Source organism: Maritimimonas sp. 2304DJ26-3 (assembly GCF_056591635.1).
In genome coordinates, this window is the sequence record NZ_JBWQOK010000001.1 from 300,668 (window position 1) to 325,770 (window position 25,103).

Below are 25,103 nucleotides of genomic sequence, written 5' to 3' on the forward strand. Positions count from 1 at the left end.
AAATGAATATTCCATCAGAATTAAAATACACTAAAGATCACGAATGGATTAAAATTGATGGTGATACAGCCACAATTGGTATTACAGATTTTGCTCAAAGTGAGTTAGGCGATATTGTTTATGTAGATGTTGATACATTAGATGAAACAGTTGATAAAGATGAAGTATTTGGTTCGGTAGAAGCAGTAAAAACAGTTTCTGATCTTTTTATGCCACTTACTGGTGAAGTAATTGAATTTAATGAAAATCTTGAAGATAGCCCAGAAAGCATTAATCAAGATCCATATGGTGATGGCTGGATGATAAAAATTAGTATAAGTGATACTTCGCAAATAGATTCGCTTTTAGATGCAGCTGCCTATAAAGAACTTGTTGGAGCGTAATGCATACGTAATTGCTATTACTCTAACAGTTTTAATCGTCATTTCTAGTTTGATATCCATTTCTAGCTTGGGTATTCGCCTTATTAAGGTTGAAAATTCAGATAAATACGCACATGTAATCTCTTACTTTATACTGTCGTTGAGTTGGTTTTATGCAAGTCAACATGATTTGAAATCTACCAAACATAAGTTGATTTTGGTTGTTTTATTAGTTGCTTTCGGCATAATTATTGAGGTTTTACAAGAAGGAATGACAACCTATAGACAGGCGGACATATATGATGTATTTGCTAATACTGTAGGTATTTTGCTAGCAGCAATTTTATTTAAACCATTAAATAGTTGGTTTAATTCTATGTTAAAATAGTTGCTCATATTTTTTTATTTATTAAATTAGCGAACAAATAAATCTCTTTTTCAGATGGAAGTTAAAAAAAATCCAAAAGCAAACTTAGAAAACTATAGCAAGTTGTTCTTACAACTAGGCTTGGTTTTAGCTTTATTAATTATCTATTTAGGTATAGAATACAAAACGTTTGATAGAAGTCTTTCTGATCTTGCAGGTATTGCTGGTGAGGAAGAAATCGAAGAAGAAATTCCAATTACAGAGCGTATCGAACAAATTAAACCACCTCCACCACCTCCACCAGCTCCAGAAAAAATTGAAGTTGTAGAAGATGAAAAAGAGGTTGAAGAGACTGTTTTAGAGTCTACAGAAACTGACGAGGACGAAGTAATAGAAATTGAAGAGATTGAAGAAGCCGTTGAAGAAGAAGAAGTAGCAGAAGATGTACCTTTTGCTATTATTGAAGATGCTCCAGTATTTCCTGGTTGTAAAGGAACAAAAGCCCAAAAGAAACAATGTCTTCAAGATAAAATTAAAAAACACGTAAATAGAAAATATAATACAGGTTTAGCAGGTGATCTGGGATTAGACCCTGGTAAAAAGAGAGTTTACGTTCAATTTAAAATTAGTAAAACTGGTTCAATTACAGATGTAAGAGCTCGTGGACCTCATAAACGTTTAGAGAAAGAGGCGATTAGAGTGGTAAACTTATTACCTAAAATGATTCCAGGTAAGCAAAGAGGTAGACCAGTTGGTGTTAAGTATACTTTACCTGTGACTTTATTAGTAGAATAATCTTATTTTAATTATTATAATTCAAAATCCCAGCCTTTCAGCTGGGATTTTTTGGTATGTTTCTTGTGGTTGTTAACATAATTTTAACATCTTAACTTTAATATTATGAACACAAAAAAACATCACCGAAATGACAATTTACAAAAAAGTTCAGTTCTATTTATGCAATTAGGCCTAATTCTAGCCTTGTTGTTCACTTATGGTATTCTCGAATTTCAGTTTGAAAAGAAAACAGCCGACCTATATGATTTTAATAATGATCCAGAGGAACCTCAAGTTTATGCTGAAATACCAACATTTAAAATAAAAAGAAAAACAAAACCCGTAAAAGTTGTAACGCAAAAAAAGAAAACACCAGTAATTGACATTATTAAAAAGGTTGATAATGATAAAGAACTAGCTCAAAAAGTTTTGAAACCTACAGATGAGGGAACAGAAAGTATAACTTCTATTATTGAAAAGTTACCTAATACAACCGAAATTGAAGAGGATGAAAAAATTGAATATTTTAAGGTAGAAATTAAGCCTACTTTTAAGAAATGTCAACATTTAAAATCTATCGAACAAAATCAATGCTTCCAAAGACAAATGCAAAAGTACATTAATAAAAATTTAATTTATCCAGAAAGAGCCATTCAAGCTGGTCATCAAGGAAGAGCTTTAATAGAATTTATAATTGATGAAAATGGAAATGTAGTTAATGTAAAAACCTACCAAGGTAAGAGTTTATATAAATCATTAGATAAAGCAGCCATAAAAGCTGTAGAAAAATTACCTAAAATGATTCCTGGCAAGCAACAAAATAAAAATGTAAAAGTAAGATACGTTGTACCCGTAAATTTTAAATTAAACTAATAATAACTAACCTGCCTAACAGCAGGTTTTTTTATTGTATAATTCATTATTTTAGTTAAAATAAATCTATAATTTGAAAATCAACAACTATTTAGATTCAACCTATTTAAAAACAGCTGAGCAAGCCACTATTTCTGAACAAGAAACACAAAAAAGAGTTGAGTTATTAATTAAGGAAGCTATTGAGTACAAATTCAAATTGGTAATGATTAGACCCCAATATGTTTCATTAGCAAAACAGTTAATATCTAACTCAAATAGTAAAGTTTTAGTTGGAACAGTCATTGGATTTCATACTGGTATTTCAACCATAGAACAAAAATTAATTGAAGCAAAAGAAGCCATTTCAAATGGGGCAGATGAACTTGATTTTGTTATAAATTATAATGAATATATCAATAAGAATATTAATCTTGTAAAAGAGGAATTGATAAAGTGCACAAAATTAGTTCTAGAAAATAAAAAGGTTATAAAATGGATTATAGAGGTAGCTGCACTAACTGATAATCAAATTATAGAAATTACCGAATTAATAAAAAACACTATCCTTGAAAATTTCAATATTGAAGATATGCAAAATATTTTTGTGAAATCATCAACAGGGTTTTATATAACTCAGAATAACAAACCAAATGGAGCTACATTAGAAGTAATGAAACTCATTACAGAACATGCAAAACCTCTAAAAGTGAAAGCTGCAGGTGGTATTAAATCATATGACGATGCAATAAAAATGATTACCTTAGGCGTTTCAAGAATAGGCACTTCTTCAGCTAAAATTATTGCAGAAGGTGGTATAACAAAGAAAGAATATTAAAGCTATGAATACAGATTATTTTGCACACAAAACTGCAGTCATTGATGATGGATGTGTTATAGGCGAAGGTACCAAAATTTGGCATTTTAGCCACATAATGCCTAATTGCACTATTGGCAACAAATGCAATATTGGTCAAAATGTTGTAGTGTCACCAGATGTTGTATTAGGTAATAATGTTAAAGTTCAAAACAATGTTTCTATTTACACTGGCGTAATTTGTGAAGATGATGTATTTCTTGGCCCCTCAATGGTTTTTACCAATGTTATCAACCCAAGAAGCGCTGTCATCCGTAAAGACGAATACAAAAAAACTATAGTTAAGAAAGGAGCAAGTATTGGAGCTAATGCAACAATAATTTGTGGAAATAATATTGGTGAGTTTTCATTAATTGGGGCAGGTTCTGTTGTTACCAAAGAAATACCACCTTACGCTTTGGTTGTAGGCAACCCTTCAAAGCAAATAGGTTGGATTAGTGAATATGGACATCGATTAGATTTTGATGAAAATGGTCAAGCAACATGTCCCGAAAGTAATAAAAAATATAAATTACATAATAATATGGTAACTAAAATTTAGTTCTATTTTTGCTTAATAATTTGTATACAGCTTCAATGAAAAAAAAATTAGTTTTTGTTCTTTTTATCTTCATTTCAATAATTATTAATGCTCAAGAAGATACGTACCCTATTTATAATAGTTGTGAAAATACTTCTGGTGTAGAATTAGAAAATTGTTTTAATCAAAAACTTACTGAAGAAGTACTATCGCAAATAAAACTTCCTGAAAAGGTATTATCAGAGAATTACAAAGGAACTCTAAACGTAGTTTTTTTAGTTACTAAGGAAGGTAACTTCGATGTAATTTATATTCGTTCAGCTTATAAAGAACTAGAGGAAGAAGTAAGGCGTGTATTTTCAAACTTACCTAAAATAGCACCAGCGACTTATAATGGTAGAGCAATAGATATGCGTTTTGGTATGCCAATAAATATCCCTTTAGATTCCAATGCTGTACCAGAAGCTGCCAAAGAAAAAACTAAAATAGTTCAAAGTTCATCAACGATAGCCAATATTAAAGAGCCAACAGAAGATATTTCGGAAGCTGCAACCAAACTTGCTTTTCCTGAGCATCAAAGTCAATTAAATATTCCTTTTGTACATAGCACTTATAACGAATTAGATTATTATTATAATCAAAACAATAATTCACATACTGCCTCTAAACCATATATCTATAGTGAAGCAAATAATTATGTAAACTTAGACAATCTTAAAAAACCTTTATTTAAGAATAAAAGTTCTAAAGCTGGTAAAAAGTTTTGGAATGAGCATTTATTTTCCGTTCAGGAAAAAGATTTTTGGTTTACTGTAAATCCTGTTTTTGACCTTCAGATAGGTAAGGATAATTCTGATAACATTGACTACACATACAATAATACTAGGGGTATTCAAATACAAGGCGGAATAGGAAAAAAATTAAGTTTTAACACTTCATTTTATGAAAGCCAAGGTCGTTTTGCAAACTATGTAAATCGATTTGCTAGTGAAAATAGACCTTTAGGTGCTGCTGGTACTGTACCAGGTAGAGGTAAAGGCAAAGACTTTAAAACCACTGGATTCGATTACCCGATAGCAGAAGCATATTTATCGTATACACCTAATAAAACATTTAACTTTCAATTTGGTAACGGTAAGAATTTTATCGGTGATGGCTATCGATCTTTTATGGTTTCTGACGCTGCAGCACCTTACACTTTCTCAAAAATTAATACAAAATTCTGGAAGATTAAATATACAAATCTTTGGATGTGGGTAGATGATGTTAGACCTCAGGTGAGTGTAAATAACGCTCGCTTACGAAAATATATAGCTGTCCATCACCTAAGTTGGAATGTAAACAAACGATTGAACCTTGGCTTATTTGAAGCAGTAATTACAAATAACGAAGGTGGTAATGGTTTTGACATTAACTTTTTTAATCCAATAATTTTTTACAGAGCAGTAGAATTCACTAGGGGATCTGAAAGTGGTAATGCTTTAATTGGTTTAAACTCTAAGTATAAATTAACCGATAACATATCTCTATACGGGCAATTTATTTTAGATGAATTAACGGTGGGACGTTTCTTTGATGGAGATGGTTATTGGGGTAATAAATTTGCAGTACAGCTTGGTGCTAAATATTATAATGCCTTTAAAGTAGATAATCTGTTTTTACAAGGAGAGTTTAATTTAGCACGTCCATATACATTTAGTCATTTTGGTAATGGAGCTTTAAATTATGGTCACTTCAATCAACCTTTAGGGCATTTATGGGGTAGCAATTTTTGGGAAGCTATTGGTATCGCTCAATATAGAAAAGACCGTTGGTTTGCGAATGCAAAATTAATTTTAGGGCAGAAAGGGTTTGATATAGAAAATCTTTCTACCAGTTATGGTGGTAATATCTACGCTTCGAATGATAATAGAACGGGTAACACAGGTGTTGAGATTGGACAAGGAAACAAAACTGATATTTTTATTGGTGATCTACAGCTAGGTTATACAATAAATCCTACAACTAATTTAAAGGTGTTTGCAGGGCTTACTTTAAGGAATTTTGACCCTTTATTACAAACTAATAATTTCAATAGTCAAAATACCACATGGTTTACGGTAGGGTTAAAAACAGATCTGTTCAACTGGTATTTTGATTTTTAAAAATAAAATCCAAACCCGGCTTTTACAAGAAATTTTTCGGCACCTGGAAGATCGAGATAGTTTCCTCTAAAAATAAAATCAACACGTAAAAGTTTAAAGATATTGTCAACTCCAAAACCATATTCATAGTATGGTTTTGTCGGTGCACCCGCCGGTATGTCTCCATTTTCATCTGGTAAGAAAAAATTACTTGTCTGTAAATTCTCTTGAGACAAACCACCAACAACAGTTCTAAAGCTCACAATTTCTCTTAAATTCAATTTACGAAGTAAAGGTAATCGAGAAAAGATACGACCATTAAAATTATGCTCTAGATGCAAAGCTGCATATTCATCAGTTACAAATTCATAGAAATCTAATAACTCATAGGTTCTATCGGCCAAAAAAGGAGTCTGATTACCTGGTACTATATCTAATAAGACTAATGGGACATTTCCAAAAGTCTTTCCAGCTTCAAGCGTATATTTTAATTTACCAAAACCACCCATTAAAATGCGATGTCTATAAAAGAATTGTAATTTATCATAATCAAAATCACTGTTTAATACATCCTTTAACCCTCTGGTATAACTAAAGTACACCGTTGGATAACGGCCCGCATTACTCACGGCGCGTTCTACACCAAAGCCTGCATTTTTCCTGCCAGGTGTATAGTTAATAGCAAAATCAACTTCGGTCTGCTTGACTTCAGATTGTGTGTTTCCATTCTCATCTATATAAGTGAGATTAAATAGATCGGGCGCAGCTGCTCGTAATGTTTTATAAGTTGCTCCTAAACGGAAATTTAGATTACGTAAAGGCTCAATATCTAAAGCTACATTGGTCAAATTAAGATTTGTCAATCGAAAGTTTTCACCTCGTGTAAAGAATGCTGCGGAAGCAAAACTTCTGTTCAATACATCATTAGCTGTTGTTAAACTTACTCCTGTTTGTTCTACATCTCGACGATTACCTGCAGAAATAATAATTCGATTCTTTTTGTTAACCATCCACTTACCGCCAATACCATATTTTACTTTTTCATCGTCAAAACCATATGCCATAAATCCTTGTATACGCCAAGTATCATTTTGCGTAAAATAAGTTCTACCACCAATACGAACTCGTGTTCCTTCTACATCATTATTACCAAAAGTTGAGAAAATAGGACCATAATCAAAACCTTCAAACATTTCCCAATAACCAGAAGCAAGAATGGTGCCTATATTATAAAGTTGCTTAAACTTTTTTACCGTTTTTAAAGTATCGAGCATTTTATAAATACCTTCTTCATCATCATTAAGTTTTTCCAATCGATTTTGCTTCCAAAACTCATCAGGTTGGTTGTAAATTTCTTCTTTATAAGCATCTACTCTGGCTGCATAGAATTTATCTTCGTGCTTTTTTTCAAACTCATAATTATCAAAAAGTGTTGTTCTTCTTCCATAGACTCCTTTTGATTTATCTTTTTTTCTAAAGGCAAAATCAGACATCATATGATCGCGCTTTAACAGGAAAACAGAATCATTTAACACGTTAAATTCTTGCTCTATATGAATTTCTTTTACCCAGTTAATATTGGCACTCTTGGTAGCATCCATCTCAATCTGTTTTACAGCAAACGTTGAATCATTTACCCAAAAGTCACCTTTGAAAGTAAGTTCGTTCTTACGACGAGGATAAAACAAAATATTGTAGCACCATTTATTATCAATAAATGCGCTATCTGTCAAGACATAATTATATACAGAAACGCCTGTTCGAGAAAGTGGGCTCGTAAAACTCTTATCAAAAAATTTAAGATAATTATCGTATATATTATAATCTACATAAAGTTGTTTTATAAATTCTATTAATTCTTGATTGCTATCAAAACCCGAGTTTTTATTTGCAATTAATTCTTCGCGTAGTTTTTTAGAAGGTTCATTTTTACCATAGGTTTTATATACCGCTTCATTAATAAAAATGGGTAAGTAAGGTTTACCTGTAACGCTTGAAGTATCAACTTTATCGAAGATAAATTCCATACCTCTCCAAAGTTTTCTACTCTTGAATTTTTCATCAATATTATTAAGGTCGAATTCTATCTTTTCATATTTATCATACTCATATTGAGGGTATAAATAGACTCCATTTTGACGTTTCTTAGCCCAAATCTTTCGTAAAATCGCAATAGCTGGGTTTCCTTTTTTCTTCTGTTTACCAGAGTAAACAACTACTTCTTTAAGCGTGGTTCCTTCAGATAAAACTATTCGCAAATCAAAATTTCTCGCTTTGAGCGGAATCGTTTTTGATTCAAACCCCAAAAATGACACAAGTAATTCTTTATAGGTCTTATCAGATTCTAAATAAAACTTTCCGTTTTCATTAGAAACTGTTCCTGTGGTAGAACCCTTAAACACTATATTGGCAAATGGCACGGGGTTATCACCATCGTCAACTACAACTCCACTAACTTTTACTTGAGCTGTCATTATTACTGTAAAGAAGAAAAGTAATAATGAGAATATATTTTTATTAAACATAAATTCTTTTAAAAATAAAATTCCTTTCATATAAAGTATGAAAGGAACCTTTAATACAATATTAGTGCCAATTATTTGACGTACATTACAGATTTTACAGCTTTAATTACATCGTTTGCATTTGGTAGCCATTCTTGTAACAATACTGGCGAATACGGTGCCGGAGTGTCCGCTGTTGTAATACGTTGTATAGGGGCATCTAAATAGTCGAATACCTGTTCTTGTACTTGGTATGTAATTTCAGAAGCCACACTACCGAATGGCCACGCTTCTTCTAATATCACCAATCTATTTGTTTTCTTTACGGAATTCAAAATTGCTTCATGATCCATTGGTCTAACAGTTCTTAGGTCAATTATCTCGCAAGAAATCCCTTCTTTTTCTAATTCATCAGCGGCTTTATAAGCTTCTTTAATTATCTTACCAAAAGATACTATAGTAACATCTTTTCCTTCTCTTTTTATATCTGCAACACCAATTGGCAAAACATATTCGCCATCTGGCACTTCACCTTTGTCGCCATACATTTGCTCAGATTCCATAAAAATTACTGGATCATCATCTCTAATAGCTGCTTTTAGTAAACCCTTTGCGTCATAAGGATTAGATGGAACAATAACTTTTAGACCAGGAGTATTAGCATACCAACTTTCGAATGCTTGTGAGTGTGTCGCTCCTAGTTGACCAGCAGAGGCCGTAGGACCTCTAAAAACAATTGGACAATTAAATTGACCACCGCTCATCTGGCGAATCTTAGCTGCATTGTTTATAATTTGATCAATACCAACCAACGAAAAATTAAATGTCATATATTCAACTATAGGTCTATTTCCATTCATAGCTGAACCTACAGCAATACCTCCAAAACCAAGTTCAGCTATTGGTGTATCAATAACGCGTTTTGCTCCAAATTCATCTAACATTCCTTTAGATGCTTTATAAGCTCCATTATATTCCGCAACTTCTTCACCCATTAAATAAATGCTTTCATCTCTACGCATTTCTTCACTCATGGCTTCACAAATGGCCTCTCTAAATTGAATTGTTCTCATGAATCTTTAATTGAATTGAAAAGCAAAAGTAGAAAAAACACTGCAGTATAAGTAGCAATTAAACTAAATATTTTTATTATGCGTGCATAGTATTTTCAAAAAAAAGTAGTAACTTCGCTCACACTTTTTAAGTGAGTAATTTTTAAAGAAAAACATATTAAAATGAAGATATTAGTTTGTATAAGTCATGTACCAGATACAACTTCAAAAATCAATTTTACTGATAATGATACCAAATTTGACACCAACGGTGTTCAATTTGTAATTAATCCATACGATGAATTCTCTTTAACTCGCGCTATGTGGTTTAAAGAAAAGCAAGGAGCTAATGTAACTGTAGTAAATGTTGGTAGTGCAACAACAGAGCCTACTTTACGTAAAGCATTAGCCATTGGTGCAGATGATGCCATCCGTGTAAATGTAGAACCAACTGATGGATTTTTAGTAGCAAAAGAATTGGCAAAAATTGTAAAAAATGGCGAGTATGATCTTGTACTTGCTGGAAAAGAATCTGCCGATTATAATGGGCAAATGGTGCCAGGTATGTTGGCGTCATTAACAGGATATAATTTTGTAAATGGCTGTGTAGGTATTGAAGTTGATGGAACTACAGCTAATTTAACAAGAGAAATTGATGGTGGTGAAGAAAAAGTAACGTCAAATTTACCGATGGTAGTTGCCGGTCAAAAAGGAATTGTTGAAGAAAAAGATCTGCGTATTCCAAATATGCGTGGTATTATGATGGCACGTAAAAAACCTTTAAATGTAGTAGAAGGTACTGGTGCTGAATCAACAACTTCATCTCAATCATTTGAAAAACCAGCACCAAAGGGAGCGGTAAAATTGGTTGATAATGTTGATGACCTTATCAATTTATTACACAACGAAGCGAAAGCTATTTAATAATTAAATAAGAAAACAAAAATATGTCTGTATTAGTTTTTGCCGACTCATCGGAAGGAAAATTTAAAAAAACAGCTTTTGAAGTTGTTTCATACGGAAAAAAAGTAGCAGAACAATTAGGTACTTCTATGGTGACGCTTACGATAAATGGAGGCGATGCTGCTGAATTAAATGCCTATGGTGCCGAAAAAGTAATTGAAGTTAAAGAAGGAAGTTTATCTTCTTTCAATGCAAAAGCTTATGCCTCGATCATTGAACAAGTAGCAAATGCCCAAGGAGCAGAAGTCGTAGTAATTGATGCTAGTGTAGATGGATTCACAGTTGCTCCATTAGTTGCGGTTGCTTTAGAAGCTGGTTATGCTTCAAATGTAGTTGCATTACCAAGTAGTATAAGTCCTTTTACAGTAAAACGCAAGGCATTCTCAAACAAAGGTTTTAATAATACCGTTATTTCTACAGCCAAGAAAGTGATTGGTGTTGCAAAAAACTCATATGGAGCTCATGAAAACTCTGTTTCTGGCTCAACTGAAAGCTTCACAGCTACTCTGCCTGAAATGGGTGTAAAATCTGAAAGTATAAGTAAAGCTAGCGGTAAAGTTACGATAGCAGATGCGGATGTGGTTGTTTCTGGTGGTCGTGGATTAAAAGGGCCTGAAAATTGGGGAATGATAGAAGAATTAGCTGATGTTTTAGGTGCCGCAACGGCATGTTCAAAACCTGTATCAGATTTAGGGTGGAGACCTCATAGCGAACACGTAGGGCAAACTGGTAAGCCAGTAGCTTCTAATTTATACATTGCTATTGGTATTTCTGGAGCTATTCAGCATTTAGCTGGTGTAAACGCATCAAAAGTAAAAGTGGTTATCAATACTGATCCAGAAGCACCTTTCTTTAAAGCTGCAGATTATGGTATAGTTGGTGATGCTTTTGAAGTAGTACCTCAACTTGTCGAAAAATTAAAAGAGTTTAAAGCTCAAAACGCATAATTTTTTATAAATTGTGCCTCTAAAGGCTGTCTAATTTTGGACATGGAAGTCCTTGGTTAGACAGTTTTTTTATATATTCGATTTATGAGCTTAGTGCGCCTTAATATTAAAGGAATCTCTTATAGTCAAACCCAAAGTGGCGCTTATGCTTTGGTACTAAATGAAGTAGAAGGTGAGCGTACATTACCAATTATTATTGGCGCTTTCGAAGCACAATCTATAGCAATTGCCTTAGAAAAGGAGATTAAGCCGCCTAGACCTTTAACACACGATTTATTTAAAACATTTTCTGACCGTTTTCAAATTAAAGTAAAGCAGGTAATTATTCATAAGTTAGTAGATGGTGTGTTTTATTCTAGTCTTATATGCGAGCGTGACCGCATCGAGGAAATTATTGATGCAAGAACCTCTGACGCCATTGCATTAGCCACACGTTTCAATGCTCCTATTTTTACTTACGAGAACATTTTAGATAAAGCAGGTATTTTCCTTAAATCTAAAGAAGAACCAGATCTTGACCCAGCTAATATTGAGGTAGAAGAATTGGTTGCTGATTTATCTGAAGATACTCCTACAACATCTTATAGTGATTTTACTATAGCAGAACTTAATAATAAGCTTGACGAAGCCGTTAATAATGAAGATTATGAATTAGCGGCAAAATTACGTGACGAAATTTCTAAACGTCAAAAATAACCCCATCAATATGCGAAATTTACTTTGTATTCTATTTGCTTTTATAGCTTTGAGTATTTCTGCTCAAGAAATTGAAAAAAAATGGCAATTTGAAGCCGTTCAAAATGAACAAGGTGAACAACTGCTTGAAATTCAAAATGTAGATTTCTTAAATTTAGAAAAAGGTGAATTTAATTATGAACTATCAGCTAAAAATAGCTTAAAAGCATCGGGCGATTATATTTATCAAAATAACCTATTAGTTTTTTACTATAATACTCCTAAAGACACGATCAGAAAATATAAGATTACACATCTTACAGACTCAACTTTAGTATTTAACGAAAAAGGAGTAGATTATAAATTCACAACAAAAAAGCAAATCAACTCTAATGCTGAAATTACCCCACAAAACGATGAAGATCAGATAATTCCAAGCCATGGATTTTCGATGAATAGTTTATGGCGTGGTGTTCTTGGCATGGCAACTTTATTATTTATTGCATTTCTATTTAGTAGCAATCGTAACGCCATTAACTGGAAAACTGTAGGTATTGGTTTAGCTTTTCAATTGATGATTGCTGTTGGTGTTCTAAAAGTACCGTTTATTCAGAAAGCCTTTGATTTTGTAGGGCAAATTTTTGTGAGTATTCTTGACTTTACAAGAGCTGGTAGTAAATTTTTATTTGAAGGCTTGGTGGTTGATATGGATACATTCGGATTTATTTTCGCCTTTCAAGTACTACCAACAATCGTCTTTTTCGCAGCGTTAACGTCTGTTTTGTTTTATCTAGGTATTATTCAAAAAGTAGTAAAATTAATGGCTTTGTTGCTGACTAAAATTTTAGGTATTTCTGGAGCTGAGAGCTTATCTATAGCTGGTAATGTCTTTTTAGGTCAAACTGAAGCTCCATTATTAATTAAAGCATACTTAGAAAGGATGAATAAGTCTGAGATGCTTTTGGTTATGATTGGAGGTATGGCAACATTGGCTGGAGCAGTTTTGGCAGCCTATATAGGTTTTCTAGGCGGAGATGATCCTGTTTTACGATTGTTTTATGCTAAACATTTATTGGCAGCATCCGTAATGGCAGCTCCAGGTGCAATTGTAATTTCAAAGATATTGTACCCTCAAACTGAAGAAATTAATACAGACGTGAAAGTGTCTCAAGAAAAAATAGGTTCAAACATTCTAGACGCAATTGCCAACGGAACTACTGAAGGTTTAAAATTAGCCGTTAATGTTGGTGCTATGCTATTGGTTTTTATTGCATTTATCGCCATGTTAAACGGAATTTTTGGTTGGATTGGAGATGTAACTACTCTTAATACTTGGATGGCGGGAAATACTCCCTATCCGAAGTTTTCTTTAGAAGCCATATTAGGAACCATTTTTGCACCACTTATGTGGTTAATAGGTGTTGCAAGAGAAGATATGATGCTTATGGGTCAATTACTTGGAATAAAATTAGTTGCGAGCGAATTTATTGGATACACCCAACTTATTGAATTAAAAAATGTTGCAAGCGCGACACATTTAACTTATAATAAGTCAATTATAATGGCAACTTATATGCTATGTGGCTTTGCTAATTTCGCTTCAATCGGAATTCAAATTGGAGGTATTGGCTCATTGGCACCAGGACAACGTAAAACGTTGTCAGAATTCGGAATGAAAGCTTTAATTGGTGGCTCGTTAGCTTCTTTAGTTTCAGCTACTATCGCTGGTATGATCATCGGATAAGCAGTTAATAACTTTTTATACAATTTAGAGCTTCAATCAATATGATTTGAGGCTTTTTTTTACTTTTATTTCCACGAAAATGAATTAAAATGAAGCAGTATTTAGACTTAGTAAAGCACGTTTTAGAAAACGGAAATCAAAAAGGAGATAGAACTGGCACAGGTACCAAAAGTGTATTTGGGCATCAGATGCGTTTTGATCTAAGTGAAGGCTTTCCGATGGTAACAACAAAAAAATTACATTTAAAATCTATTATTTATGAATTGTTGTGGTTTATAAAAGGAGATACTAATGTAAAGTACTTACAAGAGAATGGCGTTCGAATTTGGAATGAATGGGCGGATAAAAATGGAGATCTTGGTCCTGTATATGGTCACCAATGGCGCAATTGGAATAGTGATGATATTGATCAATTAAAAGAAGTAATTAATACTTTAAAGAATAACCCAAATAGTCGTAGAATGTTGGTTTCTGCATGGAATCCTTCGGTATTGCCAGATACTTCTATTTCTTTTGATGAGAATGTTGCAAACGGTAAGGCTGCATTGCCTCCTTGCCATGCTTTTTTTCAGTTTTATGTAGCAGATGGCAAATTATCATGTCAATTATATCAACGTAGTGCAGATATCTTTTTAGGTGTACCATTTAATATTGCAAGCTACGCTTTGTTTACTATGATGATGGCTCAAGTCTGTGGTTATGAGTCTGGTGAATTTATTCATGTTCTAGGTGATGCTCATATATATAGTAATCATATGGAGCAATTAGACTTACAACTATCTCGTGATCCTCGTCCATTACCTAAAATGATGATAAATCCTGAAGTAAAAAATATAGAAGATTTTACATTTGAGGATTTTACATTGGTAGACTACAATCCTCACCCTCATATTAAAGGTGTAGTTGCTGTATAAAATGAGTTTACAAAACAACATACTTGATTTAGAATTTCGTATTAACGAATTTCCTGAAAAAATTGGAAGTATTAATGCAGAGCAATTAGCCTATAAATCCACTCCCCTAAAGTGGAGTAAAAAAGAAATTTTAGGTCATTTAATTGATTCTGCTTTTAATAATTTACAAAGATATATTAGAGTTCAGTACGAAGAAGTACCACATATAACTTATGCTCAAAATGAATGGGTTAAAGCTCAAAACTGGCAAAATTTAGAAGTAGAAGCTATTTTAAATCTCTGGCTAATGATTAATAATCAAATTGTTGCTGTTTGGAAAAACTTTCCTGAAGATAAGTTGCAAAGTAAAATAGATGTTTCTAAAGATAAAAAAGAGGTATATAGTTTTATTTTTCTAGCAGATGATTATATAAAGCATTTCGATCATCATGCTTCTCAAATATTAGCGGTATAATTTTATTTAACGCTCTTTTAACCCAAATAACTTTGATTTTACTTTATAAGGCTGTAATTTAGAGCAATCAAAAAAACAAAATTGGGGAAGTAATGGAAAAAGAGCAATTAAAACTTCTTTTAATAGAAAGAATTGAGCGAATTGATAATGTTAGTACACTTAATGCAATTCAAACAATTTTAAATTCATTAGAGAACGAGCAGATTGATTTTAATGACGTAAATGAAGCCTTAGAAAAGGAAGATTTTAACGGTTATATCAAAGAATGGGTTAAAAACATGTAATTCATTTTATCTTCGCATTCTCTAAAAATATAGTACTTTCGTTATCCTTAGAAAATATACTTAACTAATGGATTCTAAAGAACAGCATCAGGTTTATGAAAAAGCTCGCAAACGCGTACAACAAAAAAAGCGTTTATATTATCATTTTGTACTTTTTCTTTTAGGATCTGTCTTTTTAATTGTATTAAATCTATTCTTTAAAGTAGGGAATCAATTTGGCGAATGGTTTAAATATGCAATTGCTATTTGGTTCTTTTTATGGCTATTACATTTTATTAATGTATTTATCACAAAACGCTTTTTTAATAAGGACTGGGAACGTATTCAAACCGAAAAATTAATAGAAAAGCATAACGATAAGCTTAAAAAATTAGAGAAAGGTTTGGTAAAAAAAGGAATTATTACACCGGACGATAGACTACATGATTCAGAAAAAAAAAATCTAGACCAATGATCACTTTAATTGCTGCTATTGGCAAAAATGGTGAATTGGGTAAAGACAATGATCTTATCTGGCATTTACCAAACGATCTTAAACGCTTTAAAAAAGTAACTTCTGGTCATCATGTAATAATGGGTAGAAAAACCTTTGAATCTTTAGGAAAACCCTTACCAAATCGTACAAATATCATTATTACCAGAAATAAAGATTATACTGCAGAAGGATGCGTTATTGTAAATTCTTTAGAAGCTGCTATTGAAGCTGCTAAGACTGATGACAATCCTTATATTCTAGGTGGAGCTCAAATCTATAAACAATCATTAGAGATTGCTGATGTTCTCGATTTAACCTTAGTAGATGCAGAATTAGATGCCGATGCTTTTTTTCCGGAAATAGATATGTCTATATGGAAAGAATCTTCTCGCCAAGATTTTAAAGCTGACGAGAAGCATCAATACAATTATAGTTTTGTAACCTTTGTTAGAAAGTAATCAATTACTTTATTTCAATTTCAAAAGGCATTCTTGCTTGTATTCCTTTCAATTTAGAAATTCTTTTTACTGATTGATAAACTTTATAATTCTCTAAACCTAGTTCTTCTTTTAAAATACTCTCTTTATTTGCTTTTGCAAATGAAAATGGTTGGAAAGCATCTTCAAAACTCTTCTTATATCTAGGATAATTTGTTGTTTTATAATCTGAAATTTCCGCCAAATCAGCTGCTGCTTTAATAGCATCATCTAATCCTCCTAATTCATCTACCAGTCCATTACCTATAGCTTCTTTACCAGACCACACTCTACCTTGTGCAATACTATCTACCTCAGCAAAAGTCATATTTCTACCATCTGCAACTCTAGTAACAAAAGTTTTATAAATATCTTCGATACCTTCTTTTACAAAACCATGAAACTCTTCGCTCATGGGTTCAAAAACACTATATCCATTTGATTGTCTATTAGTACCAACTTGTTCTGCATTAATACCAATATTATCAGCAAATCCTTTAATGTTTGGTATGGCGCCAAAAACACCAATAGAACCAGTTATTGTTGATGGTTCTGCATAAATTTTATTTGCGTTACAAGCAATATAATAACCACCAGAAGCAGCTAAATTACCCATAGAGACAACCAAAGGTTTTTCTTCTTTAGTCAATTCTAATTCTCTCCAGATCAATTCTGAAGCCAATGCACTACCACCAGGGGAATTTACACGTAAAACAATGGCTTTTACATTCTTATCTTTTCTAACTTTTTTAAGTGCTTTTATGATGGATTCTTGACCAATATATGTTTCATCACCTTCTCCATACATAATTTCTCCTAAAGCATAGATTACTGCAACTTTATTCTTTGATGTAGATTTTATTCGCCCTTTACCAGAAGACACATAATCTTCAAGAGAAATTACATTTAATTTACCGTCTTCTTTAACTCCTATTTCAGACTTTAATTTAGCAACATATTCATCTATGTATAACTGACCATCAATCATATTATTTTCAATTGCTAGTTCAGGGTTTCTTGCTAATAAATCGTCTGCAACAGTATTAATCTCAGCTTCCGTTTTATTTCTACTTGCAGCTATATCAGTAGTCATTTTACTCCAAATAGATTTTAAGAACGATTCCATCTGTTCACGATTGGCATCACTCATCTTATTCGTTAAGAATGGCTCTACAGCGCTTTTATACTTTCCGTGACGGATAACTTCCATCTTTATACCATATTTATCCTCAAAATCTTTGAAGTATAAAACTTCACTTGATAATCCTTTAAAATCGATCATCCCAACAGGATTTAAATACAAAGAATCTGCTACCGAACTTATATAATAATTTTTCTGGGTATAATAATCCGCATAAGCAGTAATAAATTTACCAGACTCTTTAAAATCTAACAACTTATCACGAATGGCTTGTGTTTGGGCTAAGCCTGCATTTACACCAGTGGTTTTAATACTTATACCTTTAATATTATCATCAGTCTTCGCATTTTCTATAGCATTAATAATTTCATGAAGCTCTAATACATCTGAATCTCCTTCGCCAATTAAATCAGCAAAAGGGTCGGTTACACTATAGTCATCTTTTACTCTTTCTGCCAAGTTCAATTCTAAAACTGAATCTTTTTTAACCACTACTTTATCGGCATCTCCAAATACCGAACCAATAATCATAAACATTAGAAACATTAAACCAAAGGCTATAAAAACCCCAAGTATAGCCGCTAAAAGTTCTCTTAAAAATTTCATTTCTTATTTTTGTTAAATGTCAAACAAAACTCACTATTTTACAACTTGTCAATAAATATTGAACACGTTATAGCTCGTTTTCTTTGTAGTTGTTTTTTTGTTATCCTATCAGTCTCAGCATATTGCAAAATGTTACAACTGACGCGCAAAATGTTTATAAATGCGGACGCAAATATAACTTTTTATCTACTGATTTTAGTTTCTTTGTAATCCTTTATGAAGATACAGCGAATTACATATTTATCTTTAGGTAGTAATCAAGGGAATAAGCTTGATCACTTACAAGAAGCCATTAATTTAATTGCCGAAAAGATAGGTCATGTTTTGAAAATTTCATCAGTTTATAAAACAGCTGCCTGGGGATTTGAAGGCGATTCTTTTTTTAATATTTGTATAGAAGTTGCTACTAGTCTAAATCCTGAAAAGCTATTAAATACTGTTCTTAAAATTGAAAAGGATTTAGGTCGAGAACGAAAAAATTCGAAAGAATACCAAACACGAAATATTGATATTGATGTTCTACTTTTTGAAGATGAAATTATTTTTCATAAGAACTTAAAAGTTCCGCATCCTAGAATGTTAGATCGTAAGTTTGTATTAGTTCCTCTAGCCGAAATAGCACCAAATAAACAACACCCAATAGCTAAAAAAACTATTTTGATCTGTTTGCAAGGTTGTGACGATACAACAGAAATTGATAAAACAGATTTAGTCTTAAGCAGACCAACTTCATTGGTTGAAAAATATAATTATATCGCAATTGAAGGAAATATTGGCGCGGGCAAAACAACATTGGCTCATAAAATAGGTGACGATTTTAACGCCAAGTTGGTTTTAGAACGTTTTGCTGACAATCCTTTTTTACCAAAATTCTATGAGGATAATGATCGTTATGCATTTCCATTAGAAATGAGTTTTTTAGCAGATAGATACTCTCAACTTTCTGATGACCTAGCCCAGTTTGACCTGTTTAAAAATTTTATAGTTTCTGATTATTATATTTTTAAGTCACTCATTTTTGCTCAGGTAACATTAGCTAAAGAAGAGTATGTTTTATACAGACGTATGTTCGATATTATGTATAAAGAAATTACCAAACCAGATCTATACATTTATCTATATCAAAATACTGAGCGATTGCTAGAAAATATTAAAAAGCGTGGTCGTGATTATGAGCAGAATATAGAGGCTACTTATCTTGAAAAAATTCATCAAGGCTACTCTGGCTTTATAAAAACTGAACAGGAATTAAATACGTTAATTATTGACGTTTCTGAACTTGACTTTGTAAATAATTCTGAAGATTACAATGCAGTAATTAAGCAAATCAATGATTTTGAATTGAAATAACTTGAATTAAAATTGCGATAATACTCAGTAGCAAACACAAAGGCGAAAAGTATTTTGAATCCGCCTTAGCAAATTTTGTGTTCTTTATTTTTTTAAAAAAACCTATATATTTAAAATCACCAATTGCCCTAAATAAAAGAATTGCTGCAATTATAAAACCACCGTACTGCATAAACCATTGGGGCAAATTTATTGGCGCTATTTCTATTATAATCAAAAAGTAAATCCCATACGCAAGTAGTCCAAAACCAACAATAAGACTATCAATTTTCCTTGGATTTAGAACTTTTTCGCCACTCTCATTAGTTGGTAGAGCATTTTCAAAACCCCATTTACCGCCTGCTGACCAATTAAAATGAATTAATGCCAATATAAAGAAAATAGCACTCTCCAGTATGGCCAAAATCTCAAGCATATTATTTATTTAGCAGCTCTAATTTTTCAGCAAAATAATCACAAAAATCACGCATGGTGGCAGTCATTTTCTCATCATTAGTAGCTCGATAAAAAGTATCAGACATTGATAGTAATGTTTGATGGAAGAAATGTTTCATTTCTTCTAATGGCATATCTTTGGTCCAAAGATCCATTTTTAATGTCTCTTTCTTTTTTTGATCCCAAACCGAGATTAAAAAAGCCTTGGTATCTTCGTTAGAAATACCACCATCTTGAGCATCCCAAGATAATTTTTCTGGTATTTTATTTTCGTCTAACTTTACGATAAATTTTATTTCTGAAGTGTGCACTGACATTATTTACTCGGTTTATATTTTGATTTCTTAAAAATTTCTTCGTTGGCTGTCTGTAACATTTTCTGTAAAGGCACATTATTATTTTGCATATAAGCCTTAACAATCTGCCATCCTAACCATACGCCTACTCTACCAGGGGTTTCGTTATCATTTGCTTGATAAAATTTAGAAAATGGTGCATTGTCTATAAAACGTCTATTCAGTTCTTGGTCATTACTAAACAGTAATTTATTCTCTACAAAATACTTCCAAATGCCTTCATCATTAAAATTTGCCCAATCTAGTTGCTCTTGTGTATACCCTATTTTGTGAGCATCTTTTGCTTTGGGTAAGAATGAATCTACCAAATAAAATAACTTACCATGTTGAATCATTTTAGAAATAAATGTTCTACTTTTTGGTCTAGGCAATTCTCTTTCAGCAAATTTTTTAGCAACCTCAACAGCAATGTGGTCTCTAGTAAAATTTTGTTTGATATAATCTGGAAAATCCTGATAAACTTTACTATCCTTACCTAAGAAAACATCTAAAGAAATAAATAATAAGCTATCTACATAAATTACACTATTCTGATAATCTACATTAGACATTACTGTATAAACTTTAGGTTCTTTAAAACCCTTGTAATAATACTTTACATGTTTAAATAGATCTGATAACTGTTTAGATTCCTTATGGAAGTCTACATATCTGGTATTTACTTCTCTAAACAATTCCTGCTCATCTTTGTCTTGCATTTTAGCAATCCAAATACTGTCAGGTGTATTAGCAGGAAATAAAACAGGGTACTTTTGTTTTAACTCTTCTAAGTTTGAACCATCAGATGAATAAAAATCTTGCTCAAAACGTTTTACTAAAACTTCAGCATCTATATTTGATACATCTACTATTTCTTTGTCTTTTTTTACACAATTTAAACTTAGTAATGCAACTATAAAAAGGATAAGGACTCTATACACTTTATTGTAATTTTTGTACTTTCGTTACTCACAAATTCTGAACGACAAAACTACTAAATTGTTTCTCAATGCAAACCGAAAAAGTCACAAAACATATTGTTAAATGGTTAAAAGATTATGCTACAAATGCCAAGGTAAATGGTTTTGTAGTAGGTGTTTCTGGCGGAATTGATTCTGCGGTTACTTCTACGCTTTGCGCGGAAACAGGTTTTGATGTATTATGTTTAGAAATGCCTATTCATCAAGGGATAAACCAGGTGAACAGGGCACAAGAACATATTGCTCAATTAAAAAAACACTATAATAACGTTAGCTCTTTAAATGTTGATTTAACCTCAACATTTGATGAGATGAAATCTGTATTACTTGAAAATGGTGATGCCACACAAGATAAGATTGATCTTTCTTTAGGAAATACTAGAGCACGTTTACGTATGACAACTTTGTATTATTATGCAGGAATACATGGTTATTTGGTTTGTGGTACTGGTAATAAAGTAGAAGATTTTGGTGTAGGTTTTTTTACCAAATATGGTGATGGTGGTGTAGACCTTAGTCCAATAGCTGACCTTTTAAAGTCTGAAGTGTATAAAGTAGGTAAGTATTTAAAAGTGCCAGAATCTATATTGGTGGCAAAACCTACTGATGGATTATTTGGTGATGCCAGAACAGATGAGGACCAGATTGGTGCTTCTTACGATGAATTAGAATGGGCCATGGCACAAGCTGATTTAGGAAAAACTGCAGATGATTTTGAAGGTAGAGAAAAACGTGTACTAGAAATTTATACTTGGCGTCATAATGCCAATAAACATAAAATGGTAGCTATACCAGTATGTGAGATACCTTACAAGTTGAAAAAATAGAGAGCCTAAATATTTAGGCTCTCTATTTTTTGTTTAGGGTTTTTCTTTCCACTTTTTTAAAGCTGAATAATATATCAAACTGTTATCAAAACCTATATTAAAATAAACGATATAAGTAGAATCACTTTCTTTTTTATAGTAGGGTCCTTCTCCCATTTCATTATTAAAATCTATCTCTTCTAACAAATTAGGTAATCTTCCTTTGTTTATTTTAAAATTTTCAACCTTTTCAATTAGTTTTTCTCCTCTCAATTTATATGTTCGGTTTTCATTAAATCTTAAAATAAATATAACCAGAAGAATTAAAGCGATAAAACCAGTTATATATTTGATCATTTTTTTCATACACTTTTTTATATTTTATGGGTTTTCTGAAGTATAAACAGGTGTGGTCGTGTTATTAGTTCGACTTGGATCATTCCTAGAATCTTGTTCAGGTATATTGTCAAAATTAGGTGCATTAGAAGGATTGGTTGCCTCTAGAATATTAACAAAATAGTTCCTTAGCTGTTCGCTAAAGGTTAAACTACTATTCACATCAAAATGATTTACTGCAAATTCTGCTCCAAATTTATCACTTGGTAAATCTTCATAACTATATGCTGAATGACTAGCGAGTACTCTGTCACTTAGTTCTTGATTGAAACCGTCTTGAACTGCTTCACCTATTGGATTTTCCTCTCCATCTAACTTATAATCGTACGCTTTACCTGCATAAAACATAAAATGAGCCATGTCAATCCATCCACCTTTTCTAGTGTAAATATATCTACCAACCTTATTATTAAAAAATCCTGTTTGAGTAGGCAATGGTCTCATTTGTTTAAAATTAAACTTGGTTTCTCCTAAACTTTTTAAATAGTCACTTGCTTCTTGTCCTTTGAACTTACCAACACCTCTAGGGCTATTGTCCAGCAAACTCTTAAAATCTGATATTGTCCCAGTAAAAGCTTTTACTGGCTCTAGGTCACTTATACTGTACTCCTCTGCAGACCTATCATCTTCAACTTTATCATAAATCACGTTGTTATTCATCAAAAAATCTAAAGCATCTCTCCCGATGACTCTTGCATACCTATCCTGGTTCGCGCTTCTAAAAGCTGATAATTGTGATAAAATTACAGCATTTTCTCTTAGTTTTAAAAAATCTTCTTGCTCTTCATTTAGCCCTAAATTTAAAGCATCAATAGTAGCTTGAAGTGCCTCTTCCATTTCTGCAGTATCTTCTAGGTCATTAGCTATAGGCGAAGTATATACTTCTTCATCTTCATTAGTCGAGTCTCCATTTGGGCCGCCTCCACCTCCGCCAGGCAAACCAGTCTCATCACCATTGCCACTACCTGATCCACCACCGTTATTACCACCACCGCCAGAACCACCATCTGTGTCAAAAGGAGAGCCATCTTCTGAATCATTTCCTCCATCACCATCATTACATGGAACTTCAACATAATAACAAATTGGCCATCCAGTAGCTATATCTGTTCCATTTTCAATTACACAACATTTGCCAGGAGGACATACATTTACAGGATCTCCATTTTTAGTATTTATATATAAATCGGTATCAATATCAATTTTTTTAAATGAAATTTTTCCATTCAAATCCAAATTATAAGTTGATTGATTCTTGATTAGCTCCTTTTCTTCATTACTAATGTCATAAGTTACCATATAAGCCTGGTAACTACCATCAGGTTTGCCGCTTAAGACTAAATTTTCTAACTCATCTTTTTTTACTATTCTAAATATTTTAAACGTATAAGAGTTGTAATCTCCATTTTCTATATAGATTGCTTCATCTGTATCAATTATAAAATCATTTTCTATATTATATACAAAATCCGTTTTCTCAAGTGTTGAACTTGTATTATTAGGGGAGTTAAATTTTCCTAATTCTTTTATAATTTCACTATTATCATTTATTTCATCAAAAGTTATTTTTCGTAGCGAAATTTCGGTTTTGGATTGTATAATTTCAGGGCTTTCACTTTGGCAATTTGTAAAAATTATTAAGATTGATAAAAAAGCAATAAACTTTGAAAAGTAATTTTTCATGGTGATTTAAAGGATTTAAAAATTAAAATAGTTTTTATAGGTAAGAAAACAGCGACATGTCTTGATTAAAACTGAACTCCTACCCTCAGTAATTAAACTATGATAAATCTAAGTAAACTTTTAGAAAGAATAAAAGGGGAAAATTCCCCTTTTTTTACAGGAAAAATCCTGTTGTCTATCTTAATAAATTTATTTATGTAAATTGATAGCTTGGTATTCTTTTAACCATTGCTCTTTTACCTTTAAGAATGATTTTAAACTCAATTTTCTTTTTTGAAGATCCAGGAGGCGATTGTTATAAGAAGCATAAAAATTACCATCAGGATGTACTACAATAAATTTATAAGTCGTTAAACCATCAGTAAAAATCTTTGAAAAAATTCTACTAGAATCATGTAGCCAATTAAAGTCATCATTTTTAATTGGATAACCATTATTCACATCAAAAAAATGAAGTAATTCATATTTTTTCTGATTCCCAAAATATTTTTTTTCAATTTTTACCCTCTTCTTGAAACTTTTATAACTCTCCAAATATTTATACAAGTGTCTATTCCATCCTTTTCTTTTATCGCTATGAACATACTCATTCCAAGATAAAATTTCAGTTAGTTCGTTACCTAGCGTATCCAAAATTATATAGCCAGCCTTTTTAGACATCTTAGAGATATCTGGTAATGAATCTTTATAATGTATTAACCAGACCTTTGTTGTATCGACATTGTATCTACTTGAGAATAATTTATTAAGCTGTATTTTCTTTTTGCGTTCTATCTTTCCAAAATACTCGCGATAACGTAGCTTATGAAAAACAGCAGTATCGTTAGAAAAAGTCGCATTTGTAAAAAAATTTGTATTGACTTTACGCTCAAACTCCTCTAAACTTATAGGATTATATAAATCATCTAAATAAATGGTTTTCTTAGATTGGGAATAACCACTCTTCAATAAAAAAATGACGGCTATAAACAGCAGAATCTTTTTCATAAATGTTTAGCAAAATTT

27 protein-coding genes are annotated in these 25,103 nt (G+C 32.0%); 18 read left to right on the forward strand and 9 right to left on the reverse strand.

The features are described 5' to 3' along the window. The first annotated feature begins 2 nt into the window (after nucleotides 1-2). The 7 genes from gcvH (at nucleotide 3) to AC1EUV_RS01400 (ending at nucleotide 5,899) form a co-directional block, all read left to right on the forward strand. Nucleotides 3-383, forward strand: a complete 381-nt coding sequence (gcvH, locus tag AC1EUV_RS01370) for a glycine cleavage system protein GcvH (RefSeq protein ID WP_480196861.1) — start codon at nucleotides 3-5, stop codon at nucleotides 381-383. Then, on the forward strand, nucleotides 349-750 hold the full coding sequence (locus tag AC1EUV_RS01375; protein WP_480196862.1) for a VanZ family protein: 402 nt from the start codon (nucleotides 349-351) through the stop codon (nucleotides 748-750). The genes gcvH and AC1EUV_RS01375 overlap by 35 nt, the downstream gene beginning before the upstream one ends. A 54-nt stretch (nucleotides 751-804) precedes the next feature. Next, a complete protein-coding gene (locus AC1EUV_RS01380) occupies nucleotides 805-1,524 on the forward strand; it encodes an energy transducer TonB (protein ID WP_480196863.1) in 720 nt (239 codons plus the stop codon). A gap of 105 nt (nucleotides 1,525-1,629) precedes the next feature. Beyond that, entirely contained in the window at nucleotides 1,630-2,379 is a 750-nt protein-coding gene (locus AC1EUV_RS01385) for an energy transducer TonB (RefSeq protein WP_480196864.1), read from the forward strand. 73 nt (nucleotides 2,380-2,452) lie between these two features. Further along, nucleotides 2,453-3,196, forward strand: coding sequence for a deoxyribose-phosphate aldolase (deoC, locus tag AC1EUV_RS01390; RefSeq protein ID WP_480196865.1), 744 nt, complete (start codon nucleotides 2,453-2,455; stop codon nucleotides 3,194-3,196). 4 nt (nucleotides 3,197-3,200) lie between these two features. After that, nucleotides 3,201-3,776, forward strand: a complete 576-nt coding sequence (locus AC1EUV_RS01395; RefSeq protein ID WP_480196866.1) for an acyltransferase — start codon at nucleotides 3,201-3,203, stop codon at nucleotides 3,774-3,776. Between the two features lie 35 nt (nucleotides 3,777-3,811). Beyond that, on the forward strand, nucleotides 3,812-5,899 hold the full coding sequence (locus tag AC1EUV_RS01400) for an energy transducer TonB (protein WP_480196867.1): 2,088 nt from the start codon (nucleotides 3,812-3,814) through the stop codon (nucleotides 5,897-5,899). Here AC1EUV_RS01400 and AC1EUV_RS01405 read toward each other — a convergent pair. After that, a complete protein-coding gene (locus AC1EUV_RS01405) occupies nucleotides 5,896-8,433 on the reverse strand; it encodes a DUF5686 and carboxypeptidase-like regulatory domain-containing protein (RefSeq protein ID WP_480196868.1) in 2,538 nt (845 codons plus the stop codon). The two genes, AC1EUV_RS01400 and AC1EUV_RS01405, sit on opposite strands and share 4 nt — an antisense overlap. 41 nt (nucleotides 8,434-8,474) lie before the next feature. Next, entirely contained in the window at nucleotides 8,475-9,455 is a 981-nt protein-coding gene (locus tag AC1EUV_RS01410) for a pyruvate dehydrogenase complex E1 component subunit beta (RefSeq protein WP_480196869.1), read from the reverse strand. 162 nt (nucleotides 9,456-9,617) lie between these two features. On the opposite strand from AC1EUV_RS01410, the gene AC1EUV_RS01415 reads away from it, so the two are divergent. The 9 genes from AC1EUV_RS01415 to AC1EUV_RS01455 all read left to right on the forward strand — a co-directional run bounded on the left by AC1EUV_RS01415 (nucleotide 9,618) and on the right by AC1EUV_RS01455 (nucleotide 16,348). Beyond that, nucleotides 9,618-10,358, forward strand: a complete 741-nt coding sequence (locus AC1EUV_RS01415; RefSeq protein ID WP_480196870.1) for an electron transfer flavoprotein subunit beta/FixA family protein — start codon at nucleotides 9,618-9,620, stop codon at nucleotides 10,356-10,358. A 23-nt stretch (nucleotides 10,359-10,381) separates the two neighbouring features. Beyond that, a complete protein-coding gene (locus AC1EUV_RS01420) occupies nucleotides 10,382-11,344 on the forward strand; it encodes an electron transfer flavoprotein subunit alpha/FixB family protein (protein WP_480196871.1) in 963 nt (320 codons plus the stop codon). An 84-nt stretch (nucleotides 11,345-11,428) separates the two neighbouring features. Next, a complete protein-coding gene (locus tag AC1EUV_RS01425; protein ID WP_480196872.1) occupies nucleotides 11,429-12,040 on the forward strand; it encodes a bifunctional nuclease family protein in 612 nt (203 codons plus the stop codon). Between the two features lie 10 nt (nucleotides 12,041-12,050). Continuing rightward, nucleotides 12,051-13,763, forward strand: coding sequence for a NupC/NupG family nucleoside CNT transporter (locus tag AC1EUV_RS01430; RefSeq protein ID WP_480196873.1), 1,713 nt, complete (start codon nucleotides 12,051-12,053; stop codon nucleotides 13,761-13,763). An 89-nt stretch (nucleotides 13,764-13,852) separates the two neighbouring features. Further along, entirely contained in the window at nucleotides 13,853-14,677 is an 825-nt protein-coding gene (locus tag AC1EUV_RS01435) for a thymidylate synthase (RefSeq protein WP_480196874.1), read from the forward strand. Between the two features lies 1 nt (nucleotide 14,678). Next, nucleotides 14,679-15,131, forward strand: a complete 453-nt coding sequence (locus AC1EUV_RS01440) for a DinB family protein (RefSeq protein WP_480196875.1) — start codon at nucleotides 14,679-14,681, stop codon at nucleotides 15,129-15,131. 92 nt (nucleotides 15,132-15,223) lie between these two features. Beyond that, a complete protein-coding gene (locus tag AC1EUV_RS01445) occupies nucleotides 15,224-15,415 on the forward strand; it encodes a hypothetical protein (RefSeq protein ID WP_480196876.1) in 192 nt (63 codons plus the stop codon). Nucleotides 15,416-15,482: 67 nt separating this feature from the next. Beyond that, on the forward strand, nucleotides 15,483-15,869 hold the full coding sequence (locus AC1EUV_RS01450) for a 2TM domain-containing protein (RefSeq protein ID WP_480196877.1): 387 nt from the start codon (nucleotides 15,483-15,485) through the stop codon (nucleotides 15,867-15,869). Continuing rightward, a complete protein-coding gene (locus AC1EUV_RS01455) occupies nucleotides 15,866-16,348 on the forward strand; it encodes a dihydrofolate reductase (RefSeq protein ID WP_480196878.1) in 483 nt (160 codons plus the stop codon). The genes AC1EUV_RS01450 and AC1EUV_RS01455 overlap by 4 nt, the downstream gene beginning before the upstream one ends. Before the next feature lie 4 nt (nucleotides 16,349-16,352). Here the strand turns inward: AC1EUV_RS01455 and sppA are convergent, their stop codons facing one another. Further along, nucleotides 16,353-18,113, reverse strand: coding sequence for a signal peptide peptidase SppA (gene sppA, locus AC1EUV_RS01460; RefSeq protein ID WP_480196879.1), 1,761 nt, complete (start codon nucleotides 18,111-18,113; stop codon nucleotides 16,353-16,355). A gap of 216 nt (nucleotides 18,114-18,329) precedes the next feature. Here sppA and folK point away from each other — a divergent pair, with 216 nt between their 5' ends. After that, nucleotides 18,330-19,463, forward strand: coding sequence for a 2-amino-4-hydroxy-6-hydroxymethyldihydropteridine diphosphokinase (folK, locus tag AC1EUV_RS01465; RefSeq protein ID WP_480196880.1), 1,134 nt, complete (start codon nucleotides 18,330-18,332; stop codon nucleotides 19,461-19,463). Here the strand turns inward: folK and AC1EUV_RS01470 are convergent. From AC1EUV_RS01470 to gldB, 3 genes are read right to left on the reverse strand one after another with little or no spacing between them, the layout of a single operon-like run. Then, nucleotides 19,441-19,878 carry a DUF3995 domain-containing protein gene (locus AC1EUV_RS01470; protein ID WP_480196881.1) on the reverse strand — a complete coding sequence of 146 codons (438 nt, stop codon included), beginning with the start codon at nucleotides 19,876-19,878 and terminating at the stop codon, nucleotides 19,441-19,443. The two genes, folK and AC1EUV_RS01470, sit on opposite strands and share 23 nt — an antisense overlap. A 1-nt stretch (nucleotide 19,879) precedes the next feature. Beyond that, nucleotides 19,880-20,215: a gliding motility protein GldC gene (gene gldC / locus AC1EUV_RS01475; RefSeq protein WP_480196882.1), complete on the reverse strand. Its 336-nt coding sequence runs from the start codon at nucleotides 20,213-20,215 to the stop codon at nucleotides 19,880-19,882. Then, nucleotides 20,215-21,174, reverse strand: a complete 960-nt coding sequence (gldB, locus tag AC1EUV_RS01480; protein ID WP_480196883.1) for a gliding motility lipoprotein GldB — start codon at nucleotides 21,172-21,174, stop codon at nucleotides 20,215-20,217. The genes gldC and gldB overlap by 1 nt, the downstream gene beginning before the upstream one ends. A 68-nt stretch (nucleotides 21,175-21,242) precedes the next feature. Between gldB and nadE the strand changes: the two genes are divergently transcribed. Further along, a complete protein-coding gene (nadE, locus tag AC1EUV_RS01485; protein WP_480196884.1) occupies nucleotides 21,243-22,040 on the forward strand; it encodes an NAD(+) synthase in 798 nt (265 codons plus the stop codon). 33 nt (nucleotides 22,041-22,073) lie between these two features. Here nadE and AC1EUV_RS01490 read toward each other — a convergent pair whose 3' ends face one another. From AC1EUV_RS01490 to AC1EUV_RS01500, 3 genes are all read right to left on the reverse strand, one after another. Further along, nucleotides 22,074-22,376 carry a hypothetical protein gene (locus AC1EUV_RS01490; RefSeq protein WP_480196885.1) on the reverse strand — a complete coding sequence of 101 codons (303 nt, stop codon included), beginning with the start codon at nucleotides 22,374-22,376 and terminating at the stop codon, nucleotides 22,074-22,076. 24 nt (nucleotides 22,377-22,400) lie between these two features. Further along, nucleotides 22,401-24,098 (reverse strand): hypothetical protein, encoded by a 1,698-nt coding sequence (locus tag AC1EUV_RS01495; protein ID WP_480196886.1) that lies wholly within the window; start codon nucleotides 24,096-24,098, stop codon nucleotides 22,401-22,403. Between the two features lie 189 nt (nucleotides 24,099-24,287). Next, a complete protein-coding gene (locus AC1EUV_RS01500; RefSeq protein ID WP_480196887.1) occupies nucleotides 24,288-25,085 on the reverse strand; it encodes a hypothetical protein in 798 nt (265 codons plus the stop codon). Nucleotides 25,086-25,103: the final 18 nt, after the last annotated feature.

What these genes read in the sequence shown, in the direction of transcription:
- gcvH (WP_480196861.1), top strand. Translation starts at nt 3, where the DNA reads ATGAATATTCCATCAGAATTAAAATACACTAAAGATCACGAATGGATT.
- AC1EUV_RS01395 (WP_480196866.1), top strand. Translation starts at nt 3,201, where the DNA reads ATGAATACAGATTATTTTGCACACAAAACTGCAGTCATTGATGATGGA.
- AC1EUV_RS01375 (WP_480196862.1), top strand. Translation starts at nt 349, where the DNA reads ATGCAGCTGCCTATAAAGAACTTGTTGGAGCGTAATGCATACGTAATT.
- AC1EUV_RS01385 (WP_480196864.1), top strand. Translation starts at nt 1,630, where the DNA reads ATGAACACAAAAAAACATCACCGAAATGACAATTTACAAAAAAGTTCA.
- AC1EUV_RS01420 (WP_480196871.1), top strand. Translation starts at nt 10,382, where the DNA reads ATGTCTGTATTAGTTTTTGCCGACTCATCGGAAGGAAAATTTAAAAAA.
- AC1EUV_RS01425 (WP_480196872.1), top strand. Translation starts at nt 11,429, where the DNA reads ATGAGCTTAGTGCGCCTTAATATTAAAGGAATCTCTTATAGTCAAACC.
- AC1EUV_RS01430 (WP_480196873.1), top strand. Translation starts at nt 12,051, where the DNA reads ATGCGAAATTTACTTTGTATTCTATTTGCTTTTATAGCTTTGAGTATT.
- AC1EUV_RS01415 (WP_480196870.1), top strand. Translation starts at nt 9,618, where the DNA reads ATGAAGATATTAGTTTGTATAAGTCATGTACCAGATACAACTTCAAAA.
- AC1EUV_RS01445 (WP_480196876.1), top strand. Translation starts at nt 15,224, where the DNA reads ATGGAAAAAGAGCAATTAAAACTTCTTTTAATAGAAAGAATTGAGCGA.
- sppA (WP_480196879.1), bottom strand. Translation starts at nt 18,113, where the DNA reads ATGAAATTTTTAAGAGAACTTTTAGCGGCTATACTTGGGGTTTTTATA.
- AC1EUV_RS01380 (WP_480196863.1), top strand. Translation starts at nt 805, where the DNA reads ATGGAAGTTAAAAAAAATCCAAAAGCAAACTTAGAAAACTATAGCAAG.
- AC1EUV_RS01495 (WP_480196886.1), bottom strand. Translation starts at nt 24,098, where the DNA reads ATGAAAAATTACTTTTCAAAGTTTATTGCTTTTTTATCAATCTTAATA.
- AC1EUV_RS01500 (WP_480196887.1), bottom strand. Translation starts at nt 25,085, where the DNA reads ATGAAAAAGATTCTGCTGTTTATAGCCGTCATTTTTTTATTGAAGAGT.
- AC1EUV_RS01440 (WP_480196875.1), top strand. Translation starts at nt 14,679, where the DNA reads ATGAGTTTACAAAACAACATACTTGATTTAGAATTTCGTATTAACGAA.
- gldC (WP_480196882.1), bottom strand. Translation starts at nt 20,215, where the DNA reads ATGTCAGTGCACACTTCAGAAATAAAATTTATCGTAAAGTTAGACGAA.
- AC1EUV_RS01490 (WP_480196885.1), bottom strand. Translation starts at nt 22,376, where the DNA reads ATGATCAAATATATAACTGGTTTTATCGCTTTAATTCTTCTGGTTATA.
- nadE (WP_480196884.1), top strand. Translation starts at nt 21,243, where the DNA reads ATGCAAACCGAAAAAGTCACAAAACATATTGTTAAATGGTTAAAAGAT.
- AC1EUV_RS01470 (WP_480196881.1), bottom strand. Translation starts at nt 19,878, where the DNA reads ATGCTTGAGATTTTGGCCATACTGGAGAGTGCTATTTTCTTTATATTG.
- folK (WP_480196880.1), top strand. Translation starts at nt 18,330, where the DNA reads ATGAAGATACAGCGAATTACATATTTATCTTTAGGTAGTAATCAAGGG.
- AC1EUV_RS01450 (WP_480196877.1), top strand. Translation starts at nt 15,483, where the DNA reads ATGGATTCTAAAGAACAGCATCAGGTTTATGAAAAAGCTCGCAAACGC.
- AC1EUV_RS01435 (WP_480196874.1), top strand. Translation starts at nt 13,853, where the DNA reads ATGAAGCAGTATTTAGACTTAGTAAAGCACGTTTTAGAAAACGGAAAT.
- AC1EUV_RS01410 (WP_480196869.1), bottom strand. Translation starts at nt 9,455, where the DNA reads ATGAGAACAATTCAATTTAGAGAGGCCATTTGTGAAGCCATGAGTGAA.
- AC1EUV_RS01455 (WP_480196878.1), top strand. Translation starts at nt 15,866, where the DNA reads ATGATCACTTTAATTGCTGCTATTGGCAAAAATGGTGAATTGGGTAAA.
- AC1EUV_RS01405 (WP_480196868.1), bottom strand. Translation starts at nt 8,433, where the DNA reads ATGAAAGGAATTTTATTTTTAAAAGAATTTATGTTTAATAAAAATATA.
- AC1EUV_RS01400 (WP_480196867.1), top strand. Translation starts at nt 3,812, where the DNA reads ATGAAAAAAAAATTAGTTTTTGTTCTTTTTATCTTCATTTCAATAATT.